The 15805-nt window shown below is 54.7% G+C and carries 15 protein-coding genes; 7 read left to right on the top strand and 8 right to left on the bottom strand.

Annotated elements, in window-relative coordinates; all coding sequences use genetic code 11:
• Positions 1–25: 25 nt before the first annotated feature.
• The 4 genes from ugpB (at position 26) to CA948_RS05000 (ending at position 4372) form a co-directional block, all read left to right on the top strand.
• Positions 26–1333 carry a sn-glycerol-3-phosphate ABC transporter substrate-binding protein UgpB gene (gene ugpB, locus CA948_RS05015; RefSeq protein WP_094196695.1) on the top strand — a complete coding sequence of 436 codons (1308 nt, stop codon included), beginning with the start codon at positions 26–28 and terminating at the stop codon, positions 1331–1333.
• A gap of 184 nt (positions 1334–1517) precedes the next feature.
• Entirely contained in the window at positions 1518–2402 is an 885-nt protein-coding gene (gene ugpA, locus CA948_RS05010; RefSeq protein WP_108727487.1) for a sn-glycerol-3-phosphate ABC transporter permease UgpA, read from the top strand.
• Positions 2403–2423: 21 nt separating this feature from the next.
• Positions 2424–3266 carry a sn-glycerol-3-phosphate ABC transporter permease UgpE gene (ugpE, locus tag CA948_RS05005; protein ID WP_094196693.1) on the top strand — a complete coding sequence of 281 codons (843 nt, stop codon included), beginning with the start codon at positions 2424–2426 and terminating at the stop codon, positions 3264–3266.
• Between the two features lie 20 nt (positions 3267–3286).
• Positions 3287–4372, top strand: a complete 1086-nt coding sequence (locus CA948_RS05000) for a sn-glycerol-3-phosphate import ATP-binding protein UgpC (protein WP_094196692.1) — start codon at positions 3287–3289, stop codon at positions 4370–4372.
• Between the two features lie 71 nt (positions 4373–4443).
• Here CA948_RS05000 and CA948_RS04995 read toward each other — a convergent pair whose 3' ends face one another.
• The 7 genes from CA948_RS04995 to CA948_RS17585 form a co-directional block, all read right to left on the bottom strand.
• Positions 4444–5568 (bottom strand): branched-chain amino acid ABC transporter substrate-binding protein, encoded by a 1125-nt coding sequence (locus CA948_RS04995; protein ID WP_094196691.1) that lies wholly within the window; start codon positions 5566–5568, stop codon positions 4444–4446.
• 156 nt (positions 5569–5724) lie between these two features.
• Positions 5725–6192 (bottom strand): Dps family protein, encoded by a 468-nt coding sequence (locus CA948_RS04990; protein ID WP_094198343.1) that lies wholly within the window; start codon positions 6190–6192, stop codon positions 5725–5727.
• Positions 6193–6539: 347 nt separating this feature from the next.
• On the bottom strand, positions 6540–7505 hold the full coding sequence (locus tag CA948_RS04985) for a LysR substrate-binding domain-containing protein (protein ID WP_094196690.1): 966 nt from the start codon (positions 7503–7505) through the stop codon (positions 6540–6542).
• A 160-nt stretch (positions 7506–7665) separates the two neighbouring features.
• The gene (gene recG, locus CA948_RS04980; RefSeq protein ID WP_108727486.1) at positions 7666–9747 is read right to left on the bottom strand and encodes an ATP-dependent DNA helicase RecG; all 2082 of its coding nucleotides are present in this window, start codon (positions 9745–9747) and stop codon (positions 7666–7668) included.
• 12 nt (positions 9748–9759) lie between these two features.
• A complete protein-coding gene (locus CA948_RS04975) occupies positions 9760–10146 on the bottom strand; it encodes a Rid family detoxifying hydrolase (RefSeq protein ID WP_042480596.1) in 387 nt (128 codons plus the stop codon).
• 73 nt (positions 10147–10219) lie between these two features.
• Positions 10220–10996 carry a ferredoxin--NADP reductase gene (locus tag CA948_RS04970; protein WP_094196688.1) on the bottom strand — a complete coding sequence of 259 codons (777 nt, stop codon included), beginning with the start codon at positions 10994–10996 and terminating at the stop codon, positions 10220–10222.
• A 35-nt stretch (positions 10997–11031) separates the two neighbouring features.
• Positions 11032–11307, bottom strand: a complete 276-nt coding sequence (locus CA948_RS17585) for a hypothetical protein (RefSeq protein ID WP_159086121.1) — start codon at positions 11305–11307, stop codon at positions 11032–11034.
• On the opposite strand from CA948_RS17585, the gene CA948_RS04965 reads away from it, so the two are divergent.
• The 3 genes from CA948_RS04965 to CA948_RS04955 all read left to right on the top strand — a co-directional run bounded on the left by CA948_RS04965 (position 11306) and on the right by CA948_RS04955 (position 14893).
• Positions 11306–12349 (top strand): Fe(3+) ABC transporter substrate-binding protein, encoded by a 1044-nt coding sequence (locus tag CA948_RS04965; RefSeq protein WP_108727485.1) that lies wholly within the window; start codon positions 11306–11308, stop codon positions 12347–12349. The genes CA948_RS17585 and CA948_RS04965 overlap by 2 nt on opposite strands.
• Positions 12350–12443: 94 nt before the next feature.
• Complete coding sequence (locus CA948_RS04960; RefSeq protein ID WP_108727484.1) at positions 12444–14108, top strand: ABC transporter permease; 1665 nt, start codon at positions 12444–12446, stop codon at positions 14106–14108.
• Entirely contained in the window at positions 14105–14893 is a 789-nt protein-coding gene (locus CA948_RS04955) for an ABC transporter ATP-binding protein (protein ID WP_094196685.1), read from the top strand. The genes CA948_RS04960 and CA948_RS04955 overlap by 4 nt, the downstream gene beginning before the upstream one ends.
• A 67-nt stretch (positions 14894–14960) precedes the next feature.
• Here CA948_RS04955 and CA948_RS04950 read toward each other — a convergent pair whose 3' ends face one another.
• The gene (locus CA948_RS04950; protein ID WP_199827891.1) at positions 14961–15722 is read right to left on the bottom strand and encodes a MauE/DoxX family redox-associated membrane protein; all 762 of its coding nucleotides are present in this window, start codon (positions 15720–15722) and stop codon (positions 14961–14963) included.
• Between the last annotated feature and the right edge of the window lie 83 nt (positions 15723–15805).

Raw genomic sequence — 15805 nt, 5'->3', positions numbered from 1 at the left:
CACCTTTTATACAGGAGAAAGCCTGATGCGAACAAAACTATTTGCTCTGTCTCTAGCCGGTCTGATTGCTTCTATCGGCACTGCGCAAGCGGCCACGGAAATTCAGTTCTGGCACTCAATGGAAGGGGCCTTGGGCGAACGGGTTAATGCATTAGTCAAAGACTTTAACGCATCTCAGTCGGACTACCAGGTTAAAGCTTCGTATAAAGGCAACTATGGCGAGTCCATGAACGCTGGCGTCGCCGCTTTCCGTGCTGGTAATGCCCCCGATATTTTGCAGGTATTCGAGGTGGGTACTGCCACCATGATGGCGGCCAAGGGCGCCATTGAGCCGGTGCAGGAAATGTCGGAAAAAGTAGGCAAGCCTATTAATCCAGCGGAGTTCCTGGGTGCCGTTGCCGGTTACTACTCGTCTAATGAAGGCAAACTGATTTCCATGCCCTTTAACAGCTCCACGCCGGTGCTGTACTACAACAAGGATGCCTTCAAGAAAGCCGGCCTGGATGCTGAGAAACCACCCAAGACCTGGCAAGAATTGCACGCAGCAGCCAAGAAACTGCGTGAATCTGGCCAAGAGTGTGGCTACACCTCCTCCTGGCCCTCGTGGATATTGCTGGAGAACTTTGCCGCTTGGCACAACATTCCCTTTGCCAGCGAGAATAACGGCTTTGGTGGCCCCGGTGCCCGTCTGCAACTGGATAACCCGCTGTTTCTCAAGCACATTAGCTTTCTGGCGGACATGTCCAAGGACGGCACGTTCTCCTACGGTGGTCGCGGCGATACCGCTAATGCCCTGTTTACCAGTGGCAAATGCGGCATGTTTACCGGTTCCAGTGGTAACCGCGCCAACATTATCAAAACCGGCGAATTTGAGTTTGGCACCAGCAGCCTGCCCTACTACAGCGATGTCCAGGGCGCGCCCCAGAACTCCATCATTGGTGGTGCCTCCCTGTGGGTCTTTGCCAAAAAATCGGATGATGTCTACAAAGGCGTGACCGAATTCTTCCACTTCATCTCCAGCCCGGAACAAGCTGCGGCCTGGCACCAGGACACCGGCTATGTGCCTGTGACCAAAGCCGGCTTTGAAATGACCAAGGACTCCGATTTCTATGCCAAGAACGTGGGTGCAGACGTTGCCGTCAAACAGCTCGATGCCAGCACCACCGAGAACTCGCGTGGTATCCGTCTGGGTTACCTGCCCCAGATTCGTGATATCGAAGACGGTGTCATGGAGCAGATTTTTGCGGGTAAGGTCACGCCTGAAGAGGGTTTGAAAGCCATGCAAAGCCGTGGTAATGAACTGCTGGAGCGCTTTGAAAAGAGCGTGAAGTAAGCCCGACCCGCCTTGCGCGGGTGGTTTACAATCGAGCGTATGAGCGCAGTTGCTGATGACTTGCTGTTCTGGCGCCAAGCCAGCATCGTGTCGTGATGCAGTCCAAGCCGCTCATACGCTTTTCGTTTCACTTGTAGTCTGTCCACCCTGATGGTGGCGCTCCCTTCCCACTGCGCGCAAACCTATGGAAAAACGAGTCGTCTTTCGTCATAAGACACTGCCCTATTTGCTGCTGGCCCCGCAGCTAGCCATTACCCTGATCTTCTTTTTTCTGCCTGCCGGTCAAGCGCTGTGGCAGGCTTTTCATTTGGAAGATCCTTTTGGTCTGTCTTCGCAGTTTGTGGGCCTGGACAATTTTGCCGAGCTGTTCAGTAGCGCGGAATATAGGGCCTCGTTCAAGACAACGGCCGTATTTTCGCTTGCCGTGTCGGTGCTGGGCTTGGTGGTGGCACTGATCTTGGCCGTGATGGCAAATCGGGTAATACGAGGTGCACTGCTGTATCGCAGCCTGCTGATCTGGCCTTATGCGGTGGCAACCGCGGTGGCCGGGGTATTGTGGTTGTTCCTGTTTTCTCCATCAGTGGGGATCGTGGCCGTGTTCCTGCTGGAGCATGGTATTGAGTGGAATCCGCGTTTAAATGGCAATGACGCCATGTTGCTGGTGGTGATTGCGTCGGTCTGGAAGCAGATCTCCTACAACTTCCTGTTTTTTCTGGCCGGCTTGCAAGCCATCCCGCGTTCGCTAATCGAAGCCGCGGCGATGGATGGGGCTGGTCCCATGCGCCGCTTCTGGGGCATTGTGTTTCCTTTGCTGGCCCCTACGACCTTCTTCCTGCTGGTCGTGAACATTATTTATGCCTTCTTTGACACCTTCGCCATTATTGACGTGGTCAGCCAGGGTGGCCCAGGCGAGGCGACCTCGATTCTGGTTTACCGGGTTTACAACACGGGTTTCCGTGGTTTGGATATTGGCTCCTCGGCGGCTCAGTCTGTGGTGCTGATGGCCGTGGTTGTGGCGCTGACAGTGATTCAGTTCCGCTATATTGATCGCAAAGTGACGTACAGCTGATGCGCAGCAAGGAACACAGTCATGGTTGAACGACGCCCTATTCTTGATTTTTTCACGCATCTGACCCTGATTCTGGGTGTGATCGTGATTGCCCTGCCCTTGTATATCACCTTTGTGGCTTCCACCCAGACCAGTGCGGAAGTCGCGCGTGCGCCTATGTCGCTCTGGCCTGGCTCGCACATGGTGGAGAACTACATTACTGCCTTGCAGGGTACGGCTACCAACTCCCCTCCAGTCGGACGCATGTTGCTGGTCAGCATGGTCATGGCCTTGGGCATTGCGGTGGGCAAAATCATTATTTCCATGCTCTCGGCCTTTGCCGTGGTGTATTTCCGCTTCCCTTTTCGCATGCTGTGTTTCTGGATGATTTTCATCACCCTGATGCTGCCGGTGGAAGTGCGCATCATGCCTACGTATGAGGTCGTTGCGGACTTGCATTTACTTGATAGCTACGGGGGCCTGATCCTGCCCCTGATCGCCTCTGCAACCGCTACCTTTCTATTTCGTCAGTTCTTTCTGACGGTGCCTGATGAACTGATCGAGGCCGCTCGCATTGACGGTGCTGGCCCCATGCGGTTTTTTAAAGATGTTCTGCTGCCTTTGTCCAAGACCAGCATTGCCGCTTTATTTGTGATTCAGTTTATTTACGGCTGGAACCAGTATTTGTGGCCGCTGATTATTACCACCAAAGAGGATATGTACCCGATCGTGGTCGGGATTCGACGCATGATCTCCGGTGGTGACAGCGTGACCGAGTGGAACGTGGTGATGGCAACGGCTCTTTTGGCCATGATCCCACCTGCTTTGGTGGTGATGCTGATGCAAAAGTGGTTCGTCAAAGGTCTCATCGACTCTGAAAAGTAATTCTCTACAGGCTTTATTGAATGGCTAGCTTACGATTTGAAGGCGTCAAGAAAACCTACCCGAACGGGACGGTCGTAATTCACGGCATTGATGTGGACGTGAAAGATGGCGAGTTCGTGGTGATTGTGGGTCCCTCTGGATGCGGTAAATCAACCTTGATGCGTATGGTGGCGGGCCTGGAGTCTGTCACGGGGGGCCAAGTACTGATCGACGGTAAAGTCGTCAATGATATGGAACCGGCAGAACGCGACATCGCCATGGTGTTCCAGAACTACGCGCTCTACCCGCATATGTCGGTCTTTGACAATATGGCCTACGGCTTGAAGATCCGTAAGTTTTCCAAGGACGAAATCAAGCAAAGGGTCAATGCCGCTGCGGCGATTCTGGAGTTGGGCGCCTTGCTGGAACGCCGCCCTGGGCAACTGTCGGGTGGACAGCGTCAGCGTGTTGCCATGGGGCGTGCGATTGTGCGTGAACCTAAGGTGTTCTTGTTTGACGAGCCCCTGTCCAATCTGGACGCCAAGCTGCGGGTACAGATGCGACTGGAAATTCAGAAGCTGCATCGCCGTCTGAAAACCACCAGCTTGTATGTGACTCATGATCAGATCGAGGCCATGACCTTGGCCGAGCGCATGATTGTGATGAATCAGGGCATGCCCGAGCAAATTGGCACTCCAGCCGAGGTGTTCGAGAAACCTGCTTCCGTTTTTGTAGCCACGTTTATCGGTTCACCCCCCATGAACTTGTTGCCCGTGCAGGTGAACGAGCAAGGCGCAATCATGCAGGATAACGGTCAGCCCGTACAGTTTGGCCCGGAGATGGTGCCCGCTGCAGTACGTGGTCGTAAGGTGTTCTTGGGTATACGCCCCGAGCACATCAAGCTGCATGTGCCCGGTGTGACAACGCAAGTGGAAATGGTGGAAGTCTTGGGTTCTGAGCAGTTGTTGCACTTGGGTTGTGGCGACTATCGCATTATCGTGCGCTGCCCGATTGAGCAGACCCGCAAATACCCGATTCAAATTGGTGAGGCCATTCAGATTGGCTATATGCCGCCCCACCCTCTACATTGGTTTGATCGCGATACGGGCTTGCGTATTGAGGCCTGAGCAAACGCCAAGGTAAGGCACAATAAAAAACCGGCCCGAAGGCCGGTTTTTTTACGAGCAATAATCAGGGATTACTTGCCGTAGACGGTTTTAGTACCGTCAGCGTGCCAGCTAAAGACGTCAAATTTGAAGTCGTTCAGGTCGCCCTGCTTGTTCCAGCTGATTTGGCCGATGGGCGTTTTCACGCTATTGGCGTGCAGGTAGTCGGCAACTTTGATGGGATCATCAGCGCCAGCGCCCTTGATGCCTTCGGCAATCGCGAGAGTGGCGGCATAGGCGGACAGTTGGAACGCGCCGCTAGGGTCACGCTTCTTGTCTTTGAAGGCTTGGACGATAGCCTGGTTATCCGGATCTTGCGAGAAGTCCGCAGGCAAGGTCAGCAGCATGCCTTCAACAGCTTTGCCAGCAATCGCATTAATGTCGGGATTACCCACGCCTTCTGGGCCCATGAAGTGAACTTTCACGCCTTGCTCAGCGGCTTGGCGCAGCAGTAGGCCCATTTCCGGGTGGTAGCCACCAAAGTAGACGAAGTCCACGCCGGTGGATTTCAGCTTGGTGATGACGGCAGAATAATCGCTGTCGCCTGCGTTAATGCCTTCAAACAGAGCAACTTCGGTGCCCGCTTTTTGCAGTTCGGAGCGAACCGAAGCGGCAATACCTTGACCATAGGACTGTTTGTCGTGCAGGACGGCGACCTTAGTCGGTTTGATCTGTTCCAGAATAAACTTGGCCGCTGCCGGGCCCTGCTGGTCGTCACGACCAATGGTGCGCAGGATCATGTCGTAACCTTTGCCGTCGGTAACAGCGGGTGCTGTTGCCGAAGGGGTCACCATTAACACGCCTTCGTTGTTGTAGATGTCAGTGGCCGCGATGGTCGCGCCCGAACACACGTGACCGACAACATAGTGGATCTTGTCATTCACGATGCGGTTGGCTGCGACGGGACCTTGCTTGGGTTCGCAGGCATCGTCAACAGTGACTAGTTCGAGCTGTTTGCCCAACACGCCACCAGCCGCGTTGATCTGTTCGATGGCCGTATCGACGCCTTGTTTGACCATGTCACCGTATTGAGTCACCGAGCCGGTGAAAGGACCAGCCAGCGCGATACGGATATTGTCAGCGTGAGCAGCACCGGACAAGAGCAGACCCGTTGCCAGGCTCATGGCCGCTGCAACAGGAGTGAAACGAATTTTCATAGAAAACACCTCCGTGAATATGCAGGAAAGCATACACCGATAACAGAGCTTTATGCCTGCCTTGCGGGCGAATTCAGGGTTTTCTATAAGGGGAATAGGAAAGGCCACCGTATGGTGGCCTTTTTTTATCGCTATTTGAGGGCGATAAGCAGGTAATTACTGCAGCAGGCTACGCAGCATCCATGCATTTTTCTCGTGTACGTCCAGGCGCTGGGTCAACAAGTCAGCCGTAGGCTGGTCGTCGGCAGAGTCAGCACGATTAAATGCGGCGCGAGCAGTACGAGCCAAGGCTTCGTTACCTTTGACCAGCAGTTCGATCATGGTGGTGGCGTTTGGAACGGACGTAGGCTGCGAGATGGACGACAGTTTCTGGAATTCGGCGTAAGTACCTGGGGCGTAGTGACCCAGGGCACGGATACGCTCGGCGATATCATCCAGGGCTTGCCACAGTTCGGTGTACTGCGTCATGAACAGCTCATGCAGTGTCTTGAACATGGGGCCGGTGACGTTCCAGTGGAAGTTATGCGTCATCAGGTACACGGTGTAGGAGTCGGCCAGTACCTTGGACAGCTCGTTGACTACCGCAGCACGGTCTGCTGTCGAAATACCGATATCGATCTTCAGGGCGCTGCTGGCGGCTCCAGCAGGAGCGGTGGGTTTGGCAGCGACAGGCTTGCGAGCAGAGGCCGGCTTCGCCGCAGGTTTAGTTGCTGTCGCGGGCGCTTTGGCAGTCGTGGCAGGCTTTTTGGCGACGGGCTTTTTAGCGGTCACTTTCTTGGCGGCTACCGGTTTTGATTCAGCCTTTGTTTCAGCTGCAACTGCAACCTTGGTATCAGTGTTTGGGGCTGCTTCGGCCTTGCTGACCTTGGCGGTTTTACTCACTGCTTTCACGGCTTTTGCCATAGTGGACTCCTGTTAAACAGAGGGCTAAATAGGTACTGAAGCAGAATAACACGCAGTAATGATGCGACTTACGCTAGTTCAGGATACGGGAAATTGCTGTTGTATTCGACTTTTAAGTAGTTGACCCCACCTAAGCCACTTTCCATGATCCCACGGGTCAACGCATCAATGGCTGAAATACGTGGAAAACTTTTGCGCCAAACCAAGGCAATGCGTCGATCTGGAATGGGTTTTTTGAAGGGAACGTAAGCGAGCAACTCGTTGGCTTGGCCTGGGGCACTTAAGGAGCTTGCAGGCAGGACCGTCAGACCGATGCCGGTAGCAACCATATGTCGAATGGTTTCCAGTGAAGAGCCTTCAAAGGTGCGCTGTATACCTTCACTGGATGCTGAAAAGCGCGACAGTTCCGGACACACATCCAGCACCTGATCCCGAAAGCAATGCCCGGCACCGAGCAGCAACATGGTTTGATCTTTCAGTTGTTCAGGATCGATTTCCTTGCGCTTGGCCCAGGCATGTTCATGGGGCATGGCCACCACAAAAGGCTCGTCGTACAGCTCGCGGATAACCAGGCCGGTTTCGGGCAAAGGCAGGGCCACAATGGCGCAATCAATTTCCCCTTGGCGCAGCAGTTCCAACAGGCGTACGGTAAAGTTTTCTTGCAATAAAAGTGGCATTTGTGGGGTCAGCTCGATCTGCTTGGGAACGAGCTTGGGCAGCAGATACGGTGCCACGGTGTAAATAATGCCCACGCGCAAAGGGCCCGCCAAGGGGTCGTGGCCTTGGCGGGCAATCTCCCGCAGATTGGCCCCCTCTTCCAGCACTTTCTGTGCCTGGGTGACAATGCGCAGCCCAATCGGGGTAATAGCCACTTCGGGCCCGCCACGCTCGAAGATGACCACGCCTAATTCGTCTTCCAACTTCTTGATGGCCACCGACAGGGTTGGTTGGCTCACAAAGCAGGCTTCGGCAGCACGTCCGAAATGACGCTCGCGTGCTACGGCAACGATGTACTTCAGCTCGGTCAATGTCATGACAATTCCTTGTGCAAAACAGCATTAAGACCTTGGGTGAAGAACTCCGGCCTGACAGCCAGAGCCTCTCCGCCCCAATACGGGGGCGCCTGCGGCGCCATATCCATCATGCCTCGCGTAAGCACGCCGTAAATGGTCAGGCTTGCATGCAGGCTCGTGGTCAACTACGGAGTAATTCTTCTCGGCCCTTCATCCAACGCTGTAAATGGTGGTGTGCGTGGTCTGGATAATCACGGCGAAAGGTGCTGGCCAAGGTTTGGGCCTGCTCGATCAAGTCTTCATCGGACTCCAGACTGGCAAACCGCAAGCCTGCCTGTCCGGATTGGCGCATGCCCATGAACTCGCCCGGGCCGCGTTGTTCCAAGTCGCGCCGGGCAATTTCAAAACCATCAGTCGTTTCATACATGGCGCGTAAACGCAGGCGGGCAATAGCCGAAAGTGGCGCTTGGTACAGCAACACGCAAACAGACTGAATCTGCCCCCGCCCTACCCGACCCCGCAACTGATGCAGTTGCGCCAGACCAAAGCGCTCGGCATGTTCAATGATCATTAAAGAAGCATTGGGCACGTCTACACCGACTTCAATCACGGTGGTCGCAACCAGCACGTCCAGGTTGCCGCTGCGAAAAGCTTCCATGACCTCCGCCTTTTCCGTGGAGGACAGGCGGCCATGAATCAGGCCTACCCGCAAAGGGGCTAAGGCTTGCTCCAGAGCCGCATGGGTGTCTACAGCGGTTTGCAATTGCAGCGCTTCGCTTTCTTCAACCAGGGGGCAGACCCAATAGGCTTGTCTGCCTTGGGCGACTTCGGCCCGAACGCGCGCCATGATTTCATCGCGGCGATTATCGGCGGCCAGTTTCGTAATAATGGGGCTGCGGCCCGGCGGCAGCTCGTCAATGGCGGAGACATCCAGATCGGCAAAGAAGGCCATGGCCAAGGTACGCGGGATGGGCGTGGCACTCATATTCAGTTGATGCGGCAAGTAGGCTTGCCCTTTCTTGTCCTGCGCGTCCCCTTTGCGGTTCAGTTCCAGGCGCTGGCCAACACCAAAGCGGTGCTGCTCATCCAGAATCACCAAGCCCAATTGCTGGAACTGGACATTGTCCTGAATCAGAGCCTGAGTGCCGATGGCCAGTCTGGCTTGTCCGGAGCTGATGGCGTCATAAGCCAGACGTTTGGCCTTGACGCCCAAACTGCCGCTTAGCCAGGCCAGCTCTACACCCAAAGGCTCCAGCCAGGCGCGCATTTTCAGGTAGTGCTGCTCGGCCAAGATTTCAGTGGGCGCCATCAGGGCCACTTGAAAACCGCTGGCAATCGCTTGCACGGCGGCAATGGCTGACACAATGGTTTTGCCGCTACCCACGTCACCCTGCAACAAGCGGTGCATCGGGTAAGCGCGTTTCATATCCGCACTGATTTCCTTGGCACAGCGTTGTTGAGCCGCTGTTAACTGGAAGGGCAAAGAAGCCAGCAAGGCTTTGGCCAGATCACTATTGCCTGCACGCATGGGCTTGGCGCGCTGAGCCTGACGGGCAGCGCGTGCCTGCGCCAGGGATAGTTGCTGAGCCAGCAACTCATCAAATTTGATGCGGCTCCAGGCTGGATGGCCATGCTCGAACAAATCGTCGTAGCTGAGCTCTGGTGGTGGGTAATGCAAAAGCCGGATGGCCTCGTTAAAGGGCATCAGACCATATTCGTTACGCACTGCTTCAGGTAGCGTGTCGCGCAGGTCTGCGTTATTGAGCGCATCGGCAATGGCTTTGCGCAACTGCACCTGACTCAAGCCATCAGTCGTGGGATACACAGGGGTCAAGGCGCGGGCCAGGGGCTGACCGGCTTTGGTGACTTTGGGATGCACCATTTCCAGGCCATGAAAGCCCTGGCGCACTTCGCCGCGCACTCGCAGCGGCAAATCCCCTTGCAACTGCTTGAGCTGGCTGGGGTAAAAGTGCAGCCAGCGCAAGGCCAGCTCGCCACTTTCATCGGCAATACGTGCATGCAACTGCGCACGGGGACGAGCCTGGACGTCTGTACTCAGGATACGTCCTTCAATTTGCGCCATCTTGCCAGGGTAAAGATGGGCGATAGGCTCAACCTGAGTCTCGTCCTCGTAGCGCAAAGGAAGATGGACCACGAAGTCGGCAGGCTCTCGTAGGCCGAGCTTTTCAAACTTCTGATCCAGGCTGAGCGCTTTGCGCGGCGCAGCCCGTTTGGCCTGAGGCGCAGGCCGACCTGCGGTCATGGCAATACGTCTTTAGAAATTGAGGATAGCCTCGACCTCGAACTGAGCGCCTTTGGGCAGGCTGGCCACACCGATGGTGGAGCGTGCAGGGAAAGGCTGGGGAATCAGTTCGGCCATGATGGCGTTGGCGCTGGCAAAGCGGGACAGGTCGGTCAAAAACAAAGTCAGTTTGACGATGTCACCCAGATTAGCGCCAGCTTCTTTGACCACAGCTTCCAGGTTGGCAAATGCCTGGCGTACCTGACCTTCAAAATTTTCAGATACCAGTTCGCCAGTGGCAGGCTCCAGACCGATTTGGCCAGACAGGAATACTGTCTTGCCGCCCGAAGCGATAATGGCCTGAGAGTATGGGCCTACAGCTGCCGGAGCGGCATCGGTGAAGACAACTTGCTTAGTCATAAGAAACCTCTGATGAGTGTTGTACTATCAGAGTTTAAGCGCCTATAGCTAAAATTAACAGATCTTGGCGGGATTATTTTTCCACGAAGGCGCGTTCAATTACGTAGTCACCGGGCTGACCAACACCGGGCGACACTTCAAAACCGCGTTTATCGAGCATGGCGCTAATGTCGGCCAACATAGCTGGGCTACCGCACAGCATGGCGCGATCCTGAGCGGGATCCAGTTGAGGAATGCCCAGGTCTTCACACAGCTTGCCCGTTTCGATCAGATCGGTAATTCGGCCGGTATTGCGAAACGCTTCGCGGGTAACGGTGGGGTAATACAGCAGTTTTTCGCGTACCACTTCACCAAAGTATTCGTTCTGTGGCAATTCGTTCTGGATGAAATCGGAGTAGGCCAATTCGCTGACGAAACGTACGCCGTGAACCAGTACGACTTTTTCAAAACGCTCGTAGGTGTCGGGGTCCTTGATGATGCTCATGAAGGGAGCCAGACCGGTGCCGGTACCAAACAAGAACAGATTGCGACCTGCGCGCAGGTCGTCAATAACCAGAGTGCCAACGGGTTTGCGGCTGACCAGAATGGTATCGCCTTCCTTCAAGTGCTGCAGGCGCGAGGTCAAGGGGCCATCCTGTACCTTGATGCTGAGAAACTCCAGGTTTTCTTCGTAGTTGGCGCTGGCAATACTGTAAGCGCGCATCAGCGGCTTGCCATCAACTTCCAGACCGATCATTACAAAGTGCCCATTATGAAAACGCAGGGCGGCGTCGCGGGTGGTGGTAAATGAGAACAGGGTGTCATTCCAGTGGTGGACGCTGAGCACTTGTTCGGTATTGAAAGCTGCCATGGTAGGTATCGTCTAAAGGGGCAATATCGCCCGGATCAGTAAGCAAATATTTGCCCATTGTACCGAGTTCCCTCGGTAAATCCATGCTCATTCACCGATACGATTTGATCGCAATCAGGACTTACCATTAAGTTCTGGGATCTGCTTTTTTCTGCTTTGGCGTGGATGACACGGCGATTTTTAGCTGGTGAGTGGGCTTGTATGTCAAATAGCTCTTGCCTAGTTTCTGCATACGTTTGATAATCATTCACATTTTCCGGCCTCGTATCGGTTTTAACGTTATTTCCGTCTGTTTTTGGAGTGTTGATCATGCGCTTTACTCTTCGTAGTCGTGCCCTGACCCAAGCCTTGCTTCTGTCCGCGATGGGCACCATGTCGATGGCCGCTTTTGCCTCTGGCGAAGTCAACCTCTACACCACACGTGAACCCGGCTTGATCACTCCCCTGCTGGAAACCTTCAGCAAGGACACGGGCGTGAAGGTCAATACCGTGTTTGTCAAAGACGGTTTGATCGAGCGCGTGAAAACCGAAGGCGACAAGTCCCCTGCTGATATTTTGATGACGGTAGATATTGGTAATCTGCTCGATCTGGTCGAGGCTGGTATTACCCAGCCTGTTGAGTCCGCCACCTTGGACAGTGCGATTCCTGCCAATTTGCGTGGTGCCGATAAGCAGTGGTATTCCCTGTCTCTGCGCGATCGTGTGGCGTATGTGGCCAAGGATGTGGATGTAAAAAGCATTCACTACGAGGATTTCGCCGATCCTAAATGGAAAGGCAAAGTGTGTATCCGTTCCGGTCAGCACCCTTACAACACGGCTTTGGTCGCTGCCATGATTGCCCATAACGGTGCACCAGCAACCGAGCAGTGGCTGCGCGGTGTGAAAGACAATCTGGGCCGCAAGGCAGCCGGTGGTGACCGCGATGTAGCCCGCGATATTCTGGGCGGCATTTGTGATATCGGTATCGCCAATGCTTACTACGTGGGCCGCATGAAAAATGCTGAACCCGGTAGCGACTCCTACAAATGGGGTGAAGCGATCAATGTGGTCCGCCCAACTTTTGCCGATACCAAAGGCGGTGGCACACACGTGAACATCTCCGGTGCCGCCGTGGCCAAGCATTCTCCTAATAAAGACAATGCCGTCAAACTGCTGGAGTACCTGGTTTCCGAAAAAGCCCAGAGCCTGTACGCCAAGGCCAATTACGAATACCCGGTACGCGCTGGCGTTGAGCTGGATCCTGTTGTTGCCAGCTTCGGCCCCATGACGATTGATCCTTTGCCTCTGACTGAAATTGCCAAACACCGCAAGCAAGCCAGCGAGTTGGTGGATAAAGTTGGCTTCGACAATTAAAATCGCCCTACTCTTTTTCTACGACCGCCAGCTTTGAGAAATCAGAGCGGCGGTCGTCGCGCATTTAAGCGCCTGTAATACCTAGCCTTTCATAATGCCTTTTTTTCGTCGTCTGCCCCTTTGGTCCCTGGCTGCCGCTGTGATTGCCCTGATTGTGGCAGCGCCCGTGATTACTTTGCTGACCCACGCCTTAGGCGGCTCGACCGAGCACTGGTCACACCTGTTCCAGTTTGTTCTCCCCCATGCAATGAGTAATACCTTGCTGCTGCTGTTGGGCGTGGGGGTAGTAGTGAGCTGTTTGGGAGTGGGATCCGCCTGGCTGATTACCGCCTACGAGTTTCCCGGACGGCGGATTTTGCAATGGGCATTATTGCTGCCTCTGGCGGTGCCAACCTATATCGTGGCCTTTGCTTACCTGGATTTGTTACATCCGATCGGTCCGATTCAATCGGCCATTCGTTATGTTTTGGGCTATAGCAGCCCGCGTGAGTTTCGTTTGCCGGATTTGCGCTCTTTGGGTGGTGCGATTTTCCTGTTGGGTTCGGTACTTTATCCCTACGTCTATCTAAGTACACGGGCTATGTTTGCCACCCAATCGGCCAGTTTGCTGGAGGCGGCACGCATTATGGGGGAGTCGGGCCGCAGTGTGTTTTTCCGTGTTGTTTTGCCCATGGCTCGACCGGCCATCGCAGTGGGCGTCAGTCTGGCCTTGCTGGAAACGCTGAATGATATCGGTGCTTCCGAGTTCCTGGGCGTACAGACCTTGACGGTGTCTATCTACACCACGTGGGTGACACGTTCTGATTTGGCAGGTGCGGCACAAATTGCTGTTTCCATGCTCTGTCTGGTTGCGGCGCTGATCAGCATCGAGCGCTATGGTCGCCGTCGCCAGGCTTACTCCAGTAATCAGCGCTCTGAACCTATCCGACCCACCAGGCTGAAAGGTTCGGCAGCGTGTATCGCTATTGCTTTGGGGTTGGCGCCTGTGTTGGTGGGTTTTATTGCCCCGTCCCTGTATTTGTTAAATGAGACGATCAAGCATGTGGCTTTGGCAGGTGGCGTGTCGGCGCAATTACTGAGCAGTGCCTGGAACACCTTGTATATCGCCGCGCTGGCAACCGTGGCGACTTTGACCTGTGGTCTGGTCGTCGCCTGGGCAGCTCGTGCGGTACGTTCGGGACGCAAACCACGTCTGGCCCGTTTTCTGGCCGGTGTCAGCAGCCTAGGTTACGCCATTCCAGGGACTGTACTGGCAATTGGACTGTTGACTCCCTTGGTCCTGTTTGACTCTTTCTACAATCAAATCATGTCCTGGTTTGGCGTCTCTGCCACAGGTTTGTTGTTGATGGGCTCGACCCTGGCTTTGGTCTTGGCCTATACCTTGCGCTTTCTGGCAATTTCGATTGGCGGTATTGAAGCCGGACTGGCTCGTATTCCAGCTTCCCTGGAACAGGCTTCCCGTTTATTGGGGGAGTCTCCGGCAGGTACGTTAAAACGCGTACATTTGCCCTTGCTGCGCCCCGCGATGGGCGCCGCTGCCCTGCTTATTTTTGTTGATGCCATGAAGGAGCTACCCGCTACCTTGTTGCTGCGCCCGATGAATTTCGAGACATTGGCAACCTGGCTGTATGCGGAAGCGGCTCGTGGGACTTACGAGGAAGGCGCCGTTGCCGCCTTGGCCATTGTTTTGGCTGGTTTGATCCCCGTTATTTTATTGGCACGTACTCAATTGATGGCCTCTGGCCCACGCGCATCATGAATGATTTTCTGGATTTGCAGGCAATTACCCTGTCTTATGAAACGTCTGAAGGCTTTCGACCGGTTGTTGATCAGCTCAGCCTGCACCTGCCCCAAGGGGAGATTGGCTGTCTGCTAGGTGCATCGGGCTGCGGCAAGACCACGGTCTTGCGAGCCATTGCCGGTTTCGAGCCTTTGCGTGCCGGACATATTCTGTTAAATGGCCATGTCTTGTCGGCTGTTTCTCATCAAGTGCCACCAGAAGATCGCCATGTGGGCATGATGTTCCAGGATTACGCCCTTTTTCCTCACTTGACGGTAGAAAAGAACGTGGCCTTTGGCCTGCGTAAATGGGATAAAGCTCAGCGTCAGGCCCGAGTGCTGGAGATGCTGGAACTGGTGGATCTGGCCCGCTTGGCGCAGCGCTATCCGCATGAGTTGTCGGGGGGGCAGCAGCAGCGCGTGGCTTTGGCACGGGCCTTGGCCCCCAAGCCTTCCCTGCTATTGCTCGATGAACCTTTTTCTAATCTGGATGTAGATACTCGCGAGCGTCTTGCGTTCGAGGTGCGCGACATTCTGAAAGGCGCAGGTATGACTGCGATTTTAGTGACCCATAATCAGGCTGAAGCGTTTGCGATTGCTGATCGTATTGGCGTGATGCAGGCTGGCAAAATTGTCCAGTGGGATTCCCCTTACAGCTTGCACCACCACCCCGTGAATGACTTTGTGGCGGATTTTGTTCGCCGTGAAGCCATCATGGCGCAGCGGGCCCAGGCCTTTTTGCGTGGGGAACCTGCGGAGCTGTAAAAACCACAGTACCGTCGTAGCCCGCTAGACGCCGTTTTCTGCTGCGGGGCGATGAGGCGCCGGTTGTTTACGTGCCCAGCAAGAATGGCTTGATCATCATCCATACCGCCATCGCAACCATCATCAGGTTTTCAGTCAGGGATACAAAGCCCAGAGGAACCTTGCTGTCGCCACCTACGCAGGCGCATTTCAGTTCACGTTTGTCGATATAAACGGCCTTGAACACAGACCAGGCCCCAATGCTGCCAATCACTAATGCAATGGGCACCGACAGCCACATCATGGCACCAGCCAACATCAACACGCCTGCCAAGGCTTCGCCAAAGGGATACAGGTAGGCGTAGCGCACCCATCGCTGGGCGAGCAAGTCGTAGTTAAGAAACATGGTGGCAAAGCCATCCACATCTTTGAGTTTTTGCACGGCCAACAAACACATGGCAATGGCAATAAACCACTCTAGTGTCTGAAGGCGCACGATTTGCTCAAAGGTCGCCCAGGAAACGGCCAGAGCCATCAAGGCAGCCATCATCAATAAGGCGATTACAGGTGTGTAGCTGACAGCATCCTTGTCTTTGACTGTCCCGCCGAAGTGCTCGACCAGTTCGTCGTAGCCCCCTATCCGCTTTGCATCGATAAAAGTTTGCGGTGTGGTGCGGACGTGATGTTGGGCCTTGAAAGCATCGATCTCTTCCCGATTTTCAAGCCAGTGATCTTCCACTTCGTAGCCTTTACGTTTGAGCAGTGCGCGTGCTTTCAGCCCGAAGGGGCAGATATGTTCTGCCGTCACCATGCGGTAAAGCTTGGCGCGTTTGGCGGTGTGCGTAGCCATATGCGACTCTCCTTTGACGTGATGCCGTTCGGTAATTGACCTCCCTTAGACGCTTATGCAAGCGTTAATCTGCCACCCTAAAC

The organism is Alcaligenes aquatilis (assembly GCF_003076515.1).
Taxonomy (GTDB): Bacteria; Pseudomonadota; Gammaproteobacteria; order Burkholderiales; family Burkholderiaceae_B; genus Alcaligenes; species Alcaligenes aquatilis.
Note: the sequence above shows the minus strand (reverse complement) of the source record. Positions and strands in the feature narration are given on the sequence as shown.

What these genes read in the sequence shown, in the direction of transcription:
- CA948_RS04960 (WP_108727484.1), top strand. Translation starts at nt 12,444, where the DNA reads ATGCCTTTTTTTCGTCGTCTGCCCCTTTGGTCCCTGGCTGCCGCTGTG.
- CA948_RS04995 (WP_094196691.1), bottom strand. Translation starts at nt 5,568, where the DNA reads ATGAAAATTCGTTTCACTCCTGTTGCAGCGGCCATGAGCCTGGCAACG.
- CA948_RS04955 (WP_094196685.1), top strand. Translation starts at nt 14,105, where the DNA reads ATGAATGATTTTCTGGATTTGCAGGCAATTACCCTGTCTTATGAAACG.
- CA948_RS04970 (WP_094196688.1), bottom strand. Translation starts at nt 10,996, where the DNA reads ATGGCAGCTTTCAATACCGAACAAGTGCTCAGCGTCCACCACTGGAAT.
- ugpB (WP_094196695.1), top strand. Translation starts at nt 26, where the DNA reads ATGCGAACAAAACTATTTGCTCTGTCTCTAGCCGGTCTGATTGCTTCT.
- CA948_RS17585 (WP_159086121.1), bottom strand. Translation starts at nt 11,307, where the DNA reads ATGATCAACACTCCAAAAACAGACGGAAATAACGTTAAAACCGATACG.
- CA948_RS05000 (WP_094196692.1), top strand. Translation starts at nt 3,287, where the DNA reads ATGGCTAGCTTACGATTTGAAGGCGTCAAGAAAACCTACCCGAACGGG.
- recG (WP_108727486.1), bottom strand. Translation starts at nt 9,747, where the DNA reads ATGACCGCAGGTCGGCCTGCGCCTCAGGCCAAACGGGCTGCGCCGCGC.
- CA948_RS04985 (WP_094196690.1), bottom strand. Translation starts at nt 7,505, where the DNA reads ATGACATTGACCGAGCTGAAGTACATCGTTGCCGTAGCACGCGAGCGT.
- ugpE (WP_094196693.1), top strand. Translation starts at nt 2,424, where the DNA reads ATGGTTGAACGACGCCCTATTCTTGATTTTTTCACGCATCTGACCCTG.
- CA948_RS04975 (WP_042480596.1), bottom strand. Translation starts at nt 10,146, where the DNA reads ATGACTAAGCAAGTTGTCTTCACCGATGCCGCTCCGGCAGCTGTAGGC.
- ugpA (WP_108727487.1), top strand. Translation starts at nt 1,518, where the DNA reads ATGGAAAAACGAGTCGTCTTTCGTCATAAGACACTGCCCTATTTGCTG.
- CA948_RS04965 (WP_108727485.1), top strand. Translation starts at nt 11,306, where the DNA reads ATGCGCTTTACTCTTCGTAGTCGTGCCCTGACCCAAGCCTTGCTTCTG.
- CA948_RS04950 (WP_199827891.1), bottom strand. Translation starts at nt 15,722, where the DNA reads ATGGCTACGCACACCGCCAAACGCGCCAAGCTTTACCGCATGGTGACG.